Genomic DNA, 14,139 nt, shown 5'->3' on the forward strand with positions numbered 1-14,139 from the left:
GGGAATATTTTATCAAAAAGCTATGTAGAATATATGCGTTTTTCAGCTATAAGAAAACATTTCAAAATACAAAGAAGATCACCCATGGCTGAGGTTGTGGATTTTTATTTGCAGAGAAGATGTTAAAAATTCCCCTTTTAATTGTAGTTTTATTTTATGATAAAAGTGGTTATAATCGACGACGAAATAAATGCTCAAAGTTTATTAGAGAAAACCCTGGATAGATATTTCCCTAATAAATTCAATATTGTTGAGAAATGCAATTCGGTGGATGCCGGGGTGCTTGCAATCAAGAAACACGAACCCGAATTGGTCTTTTTAGACATCCAGATGCCTGAAAAAAATGGTTTTGAATTATTCAGTTATTTTGATGTTGTAAAGTTTGAGGTAATATTTACCACCGCCTACAATCAATTTGCCATAAAGGCCATCAAGCGCAGTGCTCTCGATTATCTATTAAAACCGATCAGTCATCTGGATCTATCCGACGCCATAAAAAGATTTGAAACTAAAACTGAAGGTAGCTTCGCCCAGAAGAAACTGTCACTATTGTTGGAAAACCTGAATGTAAATGATCAGAATGTAAGTAAAATTGCTTTTCCTACCCTCGAAGGTTTTGAACTTATTCATTCAAACCAAATTTTATACTGTAAAGCTGAAAGCAATTATTGCAGCATTAAAAGGATTGACGGGATCACTAAAATGGCTACGAAAACTTTAAAATATGTGGAAGAAATACTTCCAGCCAACCCTTTTCAAAGAATTCATAAAAGCTACGTCATTAATTTAAATTATGTAGTTAGATACCACAAAGCCAATAAAGAAGTTGAATTAACCAACGGAGAAAAACTTCCGGTTTCTTTCCGAAAAGAAGAAGAATTTATAAATGCCATTCTACAAAATCATTAAATTTTTCCTCTTCTTATTTTTATGGTTTAATGTGGCCTATTCCCAAAATTTTCCGGGAAAAAACTATTCTGCAGTAAACGACCTGCCAAACAATACTGTTAGATCATTGTTTGTTGACAGTAGTAATATCCTATGGATTGGTACTGATAATGGTGTGGTTAAAAAGGAAAATGATGTCTTTAAAAGCTTTTTTGAAGAGGATGGGCTCGCCTTAAATAGTTGCTGGGCCATAACGGAAGATAAGAATGAAAAGCTGTGGTTTGGCAGCTACGGCGCAGGTATCAGCATTTATGATGGAATAAATTTTAAAGTGATTTCAGAAAAAGATGGTTTGGTTCATAATGAAATAACCAAACTGTTTTCACATGGAAATCATATGTACGTGGGAACGAGTAATGGGGTTTCTATCATTGACATGGATACCTTTAAAATAATTTCCTTAGAGACCCCACCGGGTGATGAACTTTTCAGGGTTACTGGTTTTTTTGAATACGGTAAGGAAATTTATGTGGTGACATATAGGACAGGAATCTATAAAATTTCCCGTAATGACGGCTCTACAGACCTGGATAAAGTAAGTGACAGTAAATACATCTACTCCATTTTTATGGATAAAGACAGTATTTACAGTAGTAACAAAGGTTATTTTTCAAAGATTTCCCTGGCCGATTATTTGAATGAAAAAGATTCTATTCCTTCAGAAAAATTGGGGTTTTCCATTTTATGGGATCATGTAAAAACCAAAAGTGATAAAATTTTTGCGGCGGCCTGGGGCATTTACGATACCAATGGAGGTATCTATGAAGTGAAAAATGATCGGTTAATTTCCAGGGCTTCAGATTTTAATATTTCAAGTAAAAAAGTTATTTCTTTGGCTTATGATGCCACGTTCGAAAAATTATACGTTGGCACAATGGATGCTGGTTTATTTGAGGTCAATTTAAATCCTCAAATTAAGTTCAATAAGATTCATGGAAAAAATATCTACGGATTTGCCAGCACAAGAAATACTTCCGCAGTGTTATTAGATGACGCGATCGTTATAACAAATACTGAGAAAGAACATGCGATATCCTTATCTCAGCTTAAAAAATGGCAGGAGGATTATGTCTCAAACACCAAACTACCTTTGCCAAAGCACGAGGATTCTTTCTACGAATTAGATTATTCTACCAAAGCAGGGGATATTAATTTTTATGACATCAAAGTATTCGGAGATCTTTACTGGGTTAATACCAACATTGGGATATTTGCTGTAAAGGCTTCGGGGAAATTGCACCGTTATTTACCCTTGCATTCAGAAGAGATCAATTTTACTGAAAACGGCAGACTTATAGAAACAAATCCCTATGGTGGCGTAAGAATCTATAAGGATTTGGATGCTTTCACATATACTCATTTTAAACAGGAAGATCCTAAAACACCCACCATGGTGGTAAACAGTTTACAACAGGATGATAAAACCTATTTCCTATCTGTTTTTTCAGGGCTTTATGTGTGGGAGAACAATGAGTTCAAATCCTATTTGAATAAAGGAATTTGGAAAGAACAAAAATTAAGGCACATTACGACCTTAGGGGAAGATATTGCACTTTCAAATGAGTTCGGTGATGTTTTCATCGTAAATGATGATAAAGCATTTAAGCTCTTAAAAAAAATACCACGGGCTAAAATTCATGGCAATACCATTTCTTTTTTGAAGGAATACAACGGAACCTTATTGATTGGAACAGAAAAAGGCCTGACTCTTTTTAAAGATTACCGTTATATTTTTTTAGACGAAGAACAAGGGCTGAAACAACCTTTATTAAGCGCCTATGTTAGTCAAAACAGGTTGACTATAGGTAGTAAGGATGGTGTTTACACAATAGATCTTGATGCGGTCATTGATTCAAAAGCACTGGTGAAGAAATTAAACATTAAAGAAATTTTCATTAACAACAATAAATTTCCTTCCCAACAATTTTTAAATACGGAAGAAATCAAGTTGCGGCACAATGAAAACACCGTATTGCTTAAATTTAGTACGAACGCCCATCCATACCCGCATAAATTAAAATATCAATACCGATTAAATGCTAGTGAAAATTGGAGTCTTCCCTCCTCTAAACCTGAAATATTCCTGCCTTTTTTACCCGCCGACAACTATAATATAGCAGTAAGAGTGATAGATGAAAGCACTGGTTCTGGCTTCACCCAATCGTTGCTAAGTTTGGCAATACTTCCGCCATTTTGGAAAACCTGGTGGTTCGTCTTGTCGATCATTACTATGACATTACTAGTAATTTATAGTATTTATCAATTTCAAATCAGGCAAAGCCGGAAATTTGAAGCACAGAAAAGGATGATCCAAAAACGTTTTGAAGAAACAAAAATGGAGGCTCTACTGGCGCAGATGAATCCGCACTTTATTTTTAATGCCATGAATTCCATTCAAAACTATATTATGGATAGTGATGTTGACAATGCCAGCATTTTTTTGGGTGATTTCGCCAAATTGATCAGGTTAAACCTCGATCACTGTACCAGACCATCTATTACATTAATTGAAGAAATTGAATATTTACAATCCTATATCAGGGTTGAGAACACGCGGTTTAATAATACGGTCAATGTGATTTTTGAAACCGATCCTTTGATCGATGTGTATGATGTTGAGATCCCGACCATGTTATTACAGACCTTTGTGGAAAATGTTTTTGTTCACGCTTTTCCGACAAGTATCACCAACCCCACATTAAAGATTTCATTTAACTTGTTACCTGAAAATGTTTTACAGTGTGAAATTGAAGATAACGGAATAGGTTTTTCCCCGGGAGCTAGCAATAAATTGCACCAATCAAAAGGCGTATCTTTAGTAAAAGAACGCTTGTCCTTACTTGGTTATGAAATGGAAAAAGCAATACATATAGCCTCCGCTGAAAACAAAGGCACTTCTATTATTTTAAGATTAAAGATCTAACGCTTACTTTCAAATTCCACACGTTAACTAAACGCCTAGCCTTCGAATAAACATAAATTTTAAGTTTGGGAGAAATTATAGAAAGTGAGTTACAGAAAACCCCTAGGTAATATTTTATATGTAGGGTATTAAAATTTTTCAGGGGACATTTGTAACCGTTATTTCTGTAATTGTAATAAACAAAACCACTAGCAACGCAGTTAGTGGTTTTTTTATTTAAATAGTTTTTGCTCTATGTTCTTCCTCGGTACATTAAAGTCTTACCCACGTCATTTAAGCATGGTCAAAATTGTTCCTGATACCGCGCTTACATGATTCCTTAAAAGCAAAAAACCCGCAACTTTCGTTGCGGGTTTTCATTTGCGGAGAAAGAGGGATTCGAACCCCCGGAGGTGTGACCCTCAACAGTTTTCAAGACTGCCGCATTCGACCACTCTGCCATTTCTCCTTAGCGGTTGCAAATATAAAAACCTTTTTTGAATTTTAAAGCAGAAATTCACCCTTTTTTAAAGCCTAAATTTTTACTTCCTGATTTTGAAGCTATTCGAAATCGAAAAAAAATAAAATCTATTTTTAGAAACCATAAAAACGGCTATCAATCTCGAAATTTCTTACAAGGCTTGTTAAAGCACGGTTAAATGATAACTCCTCTTTAGAGTTATCAACAATTTGTAACTATCTTACCTCCATAAGGAATTAGCCTTGAAATAAGGCACATCAAGTGAGAAGCGTGACCCCCTACAGAACTCTTCTCACTTTTTTTATTTACAATTACGAGGGTGAGTGCCATAACTTCTAGGTCTGAAGAAAATTATCCTCATGAAGTTTCAGTGGTATTCTAAAACTTAATCCTTCAAAAAACACCTGATCATATCTGTAGTAGTAACAATCCCCACCAGGGCATCATCATCTACCACGGGCAAGGCATGAAACTCATGGGTCAGAAAAATATTTCCCACTTCCTCAAGTGTTGTTTTAGAGTTTACAGAGACCACCTTTTTGGTCATCACCTGTTCTATAGTGAACATGTCATAAACAGTAGTTTCCACCCCTTCCCCGTCTTCATCTACGGCGTCAGCGAATGATATACGAAGAAGATCGGTGTAGCTCAGCATGCCGACTATATGCCCTTTATCAACAACGGGAAGATGCCGGATGTGGTTTTTCTTGAAAAGAGATTCAGCGGTGGTGAGTTCATCTGAAAGCTTCAGTTTCACAATATTTTTGGTCATGATCTCAGAAATAGGAACATTCTTTTTCATATCGATTGTTTTTTTGGAGCTTCTAATTTGGTATATAAGATACGACATAAAAAAATAGGTTGTTCAGATAATTCCGAAGAAATTAGCGCCTTAACAGCAACCTTTTTCTGGGATTCAGGGAAAACTATTACCTTGTGAACTTTATTAAAAAGTAAAATTATCTATGAAAAGAGTTTTGTTATTTTCTTTGGCGCTGAGCATGATCACTTGTAGAGCCCAGCATCCAAAGAGCGAGGAACATGCAAGTCCTGAAGACTATGCAGAAACCATTACTGCACAAGAGCTGAAGGAGCACTTGTATACCTTCGCGAGTGATGAATTCCAGGGAAGAGAGACCGGCGAGCCCGGACAAAAAATGGCAGCAGAATACCTCAAAAATGAATATAAAAGGTTGAACATTGCCTCCCCTTTCGGGAATGACGATTATTACCAGGAAGTGCCTTCAAGCGTTTTTACCCGCGGAAAGATCAAGGATACTGAAAATGTACTGGCTTTTATAGAAGGAAGTACCATGCCCGAAGAAGTACTGGTGATCTCTTCTCATTATGACCATGTGGGAATGGATGACGAAGGAAACATTTATAATGGAGCCGATGATGACGGATCTGGTACAGTAGCGATCCTGGAAATAGCCGAGGCTTTTAAAAGAGCGGTTGATGAAGGCTTTGCTCCAAAACGTTCTATCTTATTCTTGAATGTTACCGGAGAGGAAAAAGGCCTGGTAGGATCTAAATTTTATACAGATAACCCTGTATTTCCTTTAGAGCAAACCGTAACCAACCTCAACATTGATATGATCGGACGCGTTGGAGAAGGAAAAGAAGAATCTGCTGATTACGTTTATTTGATCGGAAGTGACAAGCTGAGTACCGAACTTCATGAACTAAGCGAAGAGATCAATAGTAGGTATACCAATCTGGAACTGGATTATAAGTACAATGATGAAAATGATCCAAACCGATTCTATTACCGAAGTGATCACTATAACTTCGCCAAAAATGATATCCCGATCATCTTTTATTTTAACGGGGTGCATGAGGATTACCATAGACCCACCGATACTCCTGATAAGATCAACTATGAGTTATTGGCTAAAAGAGCAAAACTGGTGTTCCATACTGCTTGGGAAATTGCGAACAGAGCAGAAAGACCGGTAGTTGACAAGCCTACTACTGAAGCGGCGGTAGCCAAATAGATAAAAAGATCAAAGATGTTAAGCAGCCTCACAGGTTCTTCCTGTGGGGCTTTTTTTATAACCTCATCTGTAAAAGGATATAAAGTATAGAAACAAAAAAAGCTCCTCATTTCTGAGAAGCTTTTTGGGTGGAAGACCGGGTTCGAACCGGCGACCTCTGGAACCACAATCCAGCGCTCTAACCAGCTGAGCTACAACCACCATTTTAATCGGATGCAAATGTAGTATAATTCCTTTCTTCTACAAAAGAAAAAAAGCTGTTTTTTTATTTTAAATCAAACAATGAATCTACCGCCACATAACGGCTCACAGTGAATCCCTCTCCGTATTCCGCACCTATTAATCGGCCTAAGTCTTTGGCCCTGTAGGTGATACTTTCCAAAAAGTTACTGCTGGAGATAGGTGTTTCCGGCTCATCACTGTTCTCATCAAAAAATTGTGACCTATACGCCTTTACAGAGTCTAACTTCCTGTCCATAAACCCCGTAACATCCACCACTATATCTGGAGTAAGATTTTTCCATTGGATGTAGTGAAAAACGTTTTTTGGCCGCCAGGCATCCTGCGAATTCCCGTCTAAAATGGTTTCTATCTTTCTTAATCCGCTTAAAAAACAAGCATCGGCCACAAGTTGAGCTCCTTTGCCGTGATCAATATGTCGATCATCTACCGCATTACACAATACAATTTCTGGCCGGTATTTTCTTAGAACCTTTATGATCTCAAGTTGGTGGGCTACATTATTTACAAAAAATCCATCACTGAATTCCAGATTTTCACGTACGTCTACACCCAATATTTTCGCAGCATCGGCCGCTTCTTTATCTCTAATTTCGGCAGTACCACGGGTACCAAGTTCACCTCTGGTTAGGTCCAGAATTCCTACTGTTTTACCTCTTTCAATTTCTTTAGCAATGGTGGCAGAACAACTTAGTTCTACATCATCGGGGTGTGCCCCGATAGCCAGTATATCTAATTTCATTATTTATTTTCTAATTATAAAAATCGTCAGGATTTTAGATCCTGACGTCTAACATGTCTTTCCTGGTTTCTTCGAGCGCTTGTTGAATATCTTCTATCAGATCTTCGGTTTCCTCGATCCCTACTGAAAAACGCAACAATCCATCCTTTATTCCCACTTCTTTTCTCTCTTCTGGACTTAACAAAGCATGAGAGGTTTTCGCCGGTGACAAAATGGTAGACTCCACCCCTGCCAGGCTCATGGAAGGCTTGATGAGTTTTAGATATTTCATAAAAACACCTGAGTCAAGGTCATTCAATTCAAATGACAGCATTCCTCCGAACCCTTTCATTTGTTTCTTCGCTAGTTCATGGTCAGGGTGCGACTTTAATCCCGGATAATACACCTTTTCCACTAACTCGTGTTGTTCCAGGAATTCAGCCATTTTTCCGGCATTTTCATTTTGCGCTTTTACCCTTAGTCCCATGGTTTTGATACTTCTTTCCAGTAACCAAACTGTATAATCGCTCAGACTTCCGCCGAAATTCTTAGCAAGATGAAAGATCTTGTCAATGTTTTCTTCTGAAGAGATCACCGTCCCAGCGAGTATATCACTATGACCGCCCATATATTTAGTGGCCGAATGAATGACTACGTCAATTCCAAAATCAATAGGATTCTGATTCACCGGTGAAGCAAAAGTATTGTCTATCATGCTCACCAGCGCGTATTTTTTGGCCAAATGAGCCACAGCTTCAATATCGGTGATGGTCAACAGCGGATTTGAAGGGGTCTCAATATAGATCACCTTGGTGTTCTTCCTGATCTCCTTTTCAAAAGCTTTGGGAGTAAGATCCTTCGTAAAAGTGAATTCGATCCCGAATTTTTTAAATTCCTCAACAACTAAGTTACTGGTACCTCCATATAAGGTCTTTTGCAACACCACATGATCACCTTTATGTAGAAAGGCGAGCAAAGAATTGCTTACCGCGGCCATTCCGCTTCCAAAGATCAGTGCTGCTTCTCCATGTTCGAGGGCAGCCATTTTCTGAGCCAGTGCAACCTGGTTTGGAGTATTAAAATACCTGGGATAGCGCTTTACTTCAACATCTTCAAAGGCGTAAGAGGTTGACATGTATAATGGCGACACCGCGCCTTTGAACTCCTTATCTGCCAGTTCTCCGGCATGAGCACATAAAGTGTTGATTCCCTGCTGTTTTTTGTTCATAATGAAGAAAAATAAAGGGTTTTTAAATTTTCACTAAGTTAAAAAGAATTATCGAAAGCCCTGCGCCCGGATTCTTTCGAAAAACGCGATATCTTCAAAGCTTTCCTCCCTTCGAATCAGTTAAATTCTACCCACTTTTTTATCTTTACGTTATGAAATTACTTTTTACGAATATCCGTCAATTGCTGCAGGTTCGCGAAACAAATGTTACAAGACTGAACGGCAGCGAGATGAAAGAATTACCAACCCTCGAAAATGCCTGGCTTCTGTGTGAAGATGGAAGGATCGCAGACTTCGGAAGCATGGAGAATATTCCCTCTTTTGAAGATGTGGAACAGGTAGATGCCTCCGGAAAGATCCTGATGCCCGGATGGATCGATTCACACACCCACCTTGTGTATGCCGGCAACAGGGAACAGGAATTTGTTGACCGAATTAATGGATTGACCTATGAGGAGATCGCCAATAAAGGAGGAGGAATCCTGAATTCGGCGAAGAAATTACAGGAAACTTCGGCTGAAGATCTGTATGTTCAGTCTGCTCGTCGTCTGGAAGAAGTAATGAAAATGGGAACCACGGCGATTGAGATCAAATCTGGATACGGACTTACTACCGAAGCAGAGCTTAAAATGCTTAAGGTGATCAAAAGACTAAAAGAGAACTATCCTATAGAGATAAAAGCTACTTTTTTGGGTGCACACGCGGTCCCAAAAGAATATAAGGACAACAAGGACGCCTATCTGGATCTGCTGATAGATGAAATGATGCCGAAGATAGCCCAAGAAGGCCTTGCTGATTATGTGGACATCTTCTGTGAAAAAGGATATTTCACTGTAGAGGACACCCATAAAGTTCTGGCTGCCGGAGAAAAATACAACCTAACCCCAAAGATCCATGTGAATCAATTTAATTCTATTGGCGGGATAAAAGCAGGTGTCGAGCACAAAGCACTATCTGTAGACCACTTGGAAGTGATGGAACCTGAAGATTTTGAGGTTTTAAAAGGCAGTGATACCATGCCGGTGGCTCTTCCCTCCTGTTCGCTCTTTTTAACTATTCCTTACACCCCTGCCCGGGAGATTATTGACTCAGGGCTGCCATTGGCGCTGGCTACAGATTACAACCCCGGAAGTACTCCTAGCGGGAATATGAACCTGGTGGTTTCCCTGGCCTGTATCAAAATGAAGATGAATCCTGAAGAGGCTATCAATGCGGCGACCATCAACGCGGCCTATGCAATGGGAATTAGTGATACTCATGGAAGTATCACCAAAGGAAAAGCGGCCAATTTCATACTTACTGAAAAGGTGCCTTCCTACGGATTTTTACCTTACTCATTCGGAGCCAACCATATTGACTCGGTTTACATCAACGGTAAAAAGATCTAAATGAATAGCCTAAAAATATATTCTGAAAAGCACATTTCCGGATACCTGTCTGTAAGACCGGGAGAATCCAAGCTTGGCGAAAAAGTAAATTTCATATCAGATCTTAAATTGCTTCGGAAAAATCCTGCTCAATTTGTCATTTTCGGGATACCTGAAGATATTGGAGTACGTGCCAATTATGGAAAGCAGGGCACTTCCAATGCCTGGGAAGCATTTTTAGGTTCTTTTTTGAATGTGCAGCATAACAGGTTCTTTAATTCGGAAAAAGTATTGCTTCTGGGAGAGATCAATACTTACGAAGAGATGAAAAAAGCCGCCAATATCGATGTTTCTGACCCTAATTATCATCAAAAACTGGGAGATCTCACTGAACTTATAGATGAAAAAGTGAGCGCGGTGGTGAAACAAATCATTTCCGCAGGAAAGATCCCGATTATTATTGGAGGTGGTCATAATAACGCCTACGGAAATTTAAAAGGAGCTTCAGAAGCTTTTCAAAATCCGGTGAACGCGCTGAACATTGACGCGCATACAGATCTTCGCTCCACAGAATATCGCCACAGCGGAAACGGCTTCAGCTATGCCCTTAAAAATGGCTTTTTGAAGAAGTATTCTGTACATGGACTTCATGAAAATTACACTCCTGAATATATTTTCAGAGAAATGGATAGTTCAGAAGATCTTCAATACCATCTTTTTGAAACCCTTCCGCAGCAGGATAAAGTTTCAGCATTTGGCAGAAGTATCGACTTCGTGAAACAGGAAAAATTCGGACTGGAACTGGATTGTGACGCCATCTCAAATTTCCCCAGTAGCGCGGTATCGCCTACCGGCTTCAGTTTAAATGAGGTTCGGGAACTGGTAAAAAGGGCCGGAAAAGAAAAAAAATGTTGTTATCTTCATGTATGTGAAGCCATCGCGAAAGATGATTTCCCGACCGGTAAGGCAATCAGCTTTATTGTCACCGACTTCCTAAAATCCCGAATACATGAGTGATATTATAAAAATTTATATTGAGTATGTCGCCTTTGGAATTGAGATCGCCGGTATTCTTACCATGATCTTTGGTACTTTTTTGGCGCTGTTCAGGTATTTCACCAACCGCCACGAAGAGGGCAGTTCTTACCGAACTTTTAGACACGATCTGGGAAAGGCCATCCTACTGGGGCTCGAATTTTTGGTAGCCGGAGATATTATTGCCACAGTGACCATTGACCCAACCATGAACCAGGTATTAATACTTGGGGTGATCGTAGTGATTAGAACATTCCTGAGTCTTTCCTTACAGGTAGAACTGGAGGGGAAATGGCCATGGCAGAAAAAGGAAATCAGTTCTTAGAATGAAGACAATCACTTATGACCCCAAATACGCCAAGCAATTCAAGGAGTTGAACCTGGAGTGGCTCGAACATTTCTTTGTAGTGGAGCCTCATGATGAAGAGGTCCTTGGAAATCCGGAGAAATACATCATTAATCCAGGTGGCAATATCTTCTTCGTAAAAGATGGAGACAGAATATTGGCGACGGTGGCACTGATGAAAATGGAAGAAGGAATTTTCGAACTGACTAAAATGGCGGTTTCCCCTGAAGCACGCGGAAAGAATATTGGTCAAAAATTAATGCGCTTCGCTTTGGATTATGCCAAACAGCAAGGTTGGAAAAAACTGATCATCTATTCCAACCGGAAACTGGAAAATGCCATCCACATTTATAAAAAGTTCGGCTTTGAGGAAATTCCTATTGAAAAGAACAATCCTTACGGGCGTGGAGACATAAAAATGAAGCTCGAACTTTCCTAAAATTCTATTAATTCACGGGCTAAAAGGGGCTTTTTTGCTTAGTTTTAAGGTAAAACGAAGCAATATGAGATCATTTTTGAGCATTTTTATTTTTAGCCTGATATTCATTTCCTGTAAATCTGAACCTAAAGAAGAAGTTCAGGTAATTGAAACAGATACCGAGGAGGCGCAACAAATAGAAGAATCTGAAGAGCAAAATGGGCCTGAGATCACTCCCATCTCTCACGCCACAGCAGTGATCACCTGGGATGATACAACTATCTACCTGGATCCTGTAGGAGGAGCTGAAGCCTTTGAAGGGCAGAAACCTGCTGACCTTGTTCTCATCACAGATATTCACGGCGACCACATGGATGCCAAAACCCTGCAGGCTCTTAATTTAGGAGATACGAAGATCATCGCTCCTGAAGCAGTCAAAAAAGAACTACCCGATACCTTTTCAGAAAATGTAGTGGTCATGAATAACGGGGAAACAAAAGAACACCTGGGAATTTCCATTAAAGCGATCCCCATGTATAACCTGAGAGAAGAAGCTAAACAATACCACTCGAAAGGAAGAGGAAATGGGTATGTACTGGAGAAAAACGGAAAAAGACTTTACATTGCCGGGGACACAGAAGATGTTCCGGAAATGAGAAATCTTGAAAATATTGATATCGCCCTGGTTCCTATGAACCTTCCTTACACCATGACCGAAGATAAAGCAGCCGATGCCGTACTTGAATTTCAGCCTAAAGTGGTTTATCCGTATCACTACCGCGGAAAGGATGGGAAATCTGATGTAGAGAAATTCAAGAAGTTAGTGAACGAAGGAAACCGGGACATTGAAGTGGTGCTTACAGAATGGTATCCTAATGAAGACAAATAAACAGATTTAATATAAAAAAGTAAATGAGGCTGCCTTGAAAAACACTTTTAAGTCAGCCTTTTTTTTGAGATTCCAGGATTCAGTTATCATTTGTTCTATCCTACTAAAACTTTCCTTAACTTTAATGAGAAGCCTGCATTCATGAAATTTTTATATATCAGATTCTTCACCTTTTACCAGAACATCAAAAGCAAGATCGCCTTTTACCCCTCACTTTTTGCCATGTCGGGTGTTTTGTTCGCCTTTATAATGATGTACATGGAGAACAGGGGGGTCTCGAGATATTTGATCGATAACATACCCATCCTGGTGGTTAACAATGGTGATACCGCTCTTACTATTTTAAGCGCCTGTATAACGGGACTTATTTCTATGATGGTTTTTAGTTTTTCCATGGTGATGGTGTTGCTAAATCAGGCGTCAACAAATTATTCCCCCAGGCTTTTACCTGGTTTGATTTCAGACAGAAAACATCAGTTCATACTTGGAATTTATCTATCCAGTATTCTATACTGCATTTTTATTCTCTTTTCAATTCAGCCTACAGGTGACAAATACCAGGTGCCGGGGTTTTCCGTCTTATTGGGTATCCTGTTTACAGTAGTATGTATATATGCCTTCATATATTTTATACATACTATCTCCCAAAGTATACAGATCACCTATATTCTCGAAAAGATCTTCAACTCTGCACGAAATACCCTCGAAAGGCTTTTAGAATCAGAAAAAGAGAACTCCAAGTTTTCATTTCCCGACAGTAAAGACTGGCATAAATACGAGACTGAAAAAAATGGTTACTTCCAAAATTTCTCTCAGGAAAATTTGCTTGAGTTCTGTAAGCAAAATGATACGCTCATCGAGATAATTCCGGTTAAAGGAATTTTTGTTCTTCAGGGGATCCCAATTTTTAAATCTGAAAAAGAACTGGATGAAGAATCTTTGAAACAGATTCATAAATATATTCACTTTTCACGGGCCGAACTGGTTTCAGATAACTACGTTCTGGCGTTCAAACAAATCACAGAGGTAATTGCAAAAGCCATGTCACCAGGGATCAATGATCCCGGCACCGCTCTTAATGCGATTGATTACCTCACGGAACTCTTTCAACTGAGAATGCTAAAATCTGATGAAAGCTATATTTCCGAAGAAAATAAGGCATACATCAAAGTTAGAACCGTGAATTTTGAGGAACTGCTTTACAACGTGATGGCATCTATACGCACATATTGCAAACACGATATAGTAGTAGTTCAAAAACTGTGTATTATGTTCTATTATCTGCAGTCACAAAAAGCTGTGAAAGAAGACTATCACAAATGTCTGAAAGAAGAAGCTGAGCGACTGATCGAGGATGCTGAAAGTATGCTGGAAAACCGCAAAGATCTGTCTATTCTGGAACACCTGAAAAAAAAGCTTGAGCTGTAAAAAAAAACAAAACTTCCACTTCTAATTTGCTCATTAACACTGACCTGTTACAATACTTTATTATTCGCAATCAGCTTTTCAGTTTTGCTTAAATTTTTTCTCATCTAGTTCAAAAACAAAATCTTTCACAGCTAAACAT

At 38.8% G+C, this 14,139-nt stretch carries 12 protein-coding genes and 2 tRNA genes; 9 read left to right on the forward strand and 5 right to left on the reverse strand.

All coding sequences use genetic code 11. The features are described 5' to 3' along the window. The first annotated feature begins 156 nt into the window (after window positions 1-156). Window positions 157-909, forward strand: a complete 753-nt coding sequence (locus ACFQ1G_RS03600) for a LytR/AlgR family response regulator transcription factor (RefSeq protein ID WP_380736906.1) — start codon at window positions 157-159, stop codon at window positions 907-909. Further along, window positions 887-3,871, forward strand: coding sequence for a sensor histidine kinase (locus ACFQ1G_RS03605; RefSeq protein WP_380736907.1), 2,985 nt, complete (start codon window positions 887-889; stop codon window positions 3,869-3,871). The genes ACFQ1G_RS03600 and ACFQ1G_RS03605 overlap by 23 nt, the downstream gene beginning before the upstream one ends. Window positions 3,872-4,234: 363 nt before the next feature. On the opposite strand, the gene ACFQ1G_RS03610 is transcribed toward ACFQ1G_RS03605, so the two are convergent. Both ACFQ1G_RS03610 and ACFQ1G_RS03615 read right to left on the reverse strand, forming a co-directional pair. After that, window positions 4,235-4,319 (reverse strand) — tRNA-Ser (locus ACFQ1G_RS03610). Between the two features lie 397 nt (window positions 4,320-4,716). Further along, window positions 4,717-5,133 (reverse strand): CBS domain-containing protein, encoded by a 417-nt coding sequence (locus ACFQ1G_RS03615; RefSeq protein ID WP_380736908.1) that lies wholly within the window; start codon window positions 5,131-5,133, stop codon window positions 4,717-4,719. A 163-nt stretch (window positions 5,134-5,296) separates the two neighbouring features. Between ACFQ1G_RS03615 and ACFQ1G_RS03620 the strand changes: the two genes are divergently transcribed. Further along, a complete protein-coding gene (locus ACFQ1G_RS03620; protein ID WP_380736909.1) occupies window positions 5,297-6,328 on the forward strand; it encodes a M28 family metallopeptidase in 1,032 nt (343 codons plus the stop codon). Between the two features lie 126 nt (window positions 6,329-6,454). On the opposite strand, the gene ACFQ1G_RS03625 is transcribed toward ACFQ1G_RS03620, so the two are convergent. The 3 genes from ACFQ1G_RS03625 to ACFQ1G_RS03635 all read right to left on the reverse strand — a co-directional run bounded on the left by ACFQ1G_RS03625 (window position 6,455) and on the right by ACFQ1G_RS03635 (window position 8,517). Next, window positions 6,455-6,530: transfer RNA gene (locus ACFQ1G_RS03625), tRNA-His, on the reverse strand. A gap of 63 nt (window positions 6,531-6,593) precedes the next feature. Then, window positions 6,594-7,310 (reverse strand): bacillithiol biosynthesis deacetylase BshB1, encoded by a 717-nt coding sequence (bshB1, locus tag ACFQ1G_RS03630; protein ID WP_380736910.1) that lies wholly within the window; start codon window positions 7,308-7,310, stop codon window positions 6,594-6,596. 34 nt (window positions 7,311-7,344) lie between these two features. Beyond that, window positions 7,345-8,517, reverse strand: coding sequence for a trans-sulfuration enzyme family protein (locus ACFQ1G_RS03635; RefSeq protein WP_380736911.1), 1,173 nt, complete (start codon window positions 8,515-8,517; stop codon window positions 7,345-7,347). Window positions 8,518-8,669: 152 nt separating this feature from the next. Between ACFQ1G_RS03635 and hutI the strand changes: the two genes are divergently transcribed. The 6 genes from hutI to ACFQ1G_RS03665 all read left to right on the forward strand — a co-directional run bounded on the left by hutI (window position 8,670) and on the right by ACFQ1G_RS03665 (window position 14,000). Continuing rightward, window positions 8,670-9,905, forward strand: a complete 1,236-nt coding sequence (gene hutI / locus ACFQ1G_RS03640) for an imidazolonepropionase (protein WP_380736912.1) — start codon at window positions 8,670-8,672, stop codon at window positions 9,903-9,905. After that, window positions 9,906-10,901, forward strand: a complete 996-nt coding sequence (locus ACFQ1G_RS03645) for a formimidoylglutamase (RefSeq protein ID WP_380736913.1) — start codon at window positions 9,906-9,908, stop codon at window positions 10,899-10,901. Then, window positions 10,894-11,244, forward strand: a complete 351-nt coding sequence (locus tag ACFQ1G_RS03650; protein ID WP_380736914.1) for a DUF1622 domain-containing protein — start codon at window positions 10,894-10,896, stop codon at window positions 11,242-11,244. The genes ACFQ1G_RS03645 and ACFQ1G_RS03650 overlap by 8 nt, the downstream gene beginning before the upstream one ends. 1 nt (window position 11,245) lies before the next feature. Continuing rightward, window positions 11,246-11,704, forward strand: coding sequence for a GNAT family N-acetyltransferase (locus ACFQ1G_RS03655; protein ID WP_380736915.1), 459 nt, complete (start codon window positions 11,246-11,248; stop codon window positions 11,702-11,704). A 64-nt stretch (window positions 11,705-11,768) separates the two neighbouring features. Then, window positions 11,769-12,572 (forward strand): MBL fold metallo-hydrolase, encoded by an 804-nt coding sequence (locus ACFQ1G_RS03660; RefSeq protein ID WP_380736916.1) that lies wholly within the window; start codon window positions 11,769-11,771, stop codon window positions 12,570-12,572. A 141-nt stretch (window positions 12,573-12,713) separates the two neighbouring features. Further along, window positions 12,714-14,000, forward strand: coding sequence for a DUF2254 domain-containing protein (locus tag ACFQ1G_RS03665; RefSeq protein ID WP_380736917.1), 1,287 nt, complete (start codon window positions 12,714-12,716; stop codon window positions 13,998-14,000). Window positions 14,001-14,139 lie beyond the last annotated feature (139 nt).

Origin of the sequence: Salinimicrobium gaetbulicola, from assembly GCF_042676025.1 — a bacterium.
Classification (GTDB): domain Bacteria; phylum Bacteroidota; class Bacteroidia; order Flavobacteriales; family Flavobacteriaceae; genus Salinimicrobium; species Salinimicrobium gaetbulicola.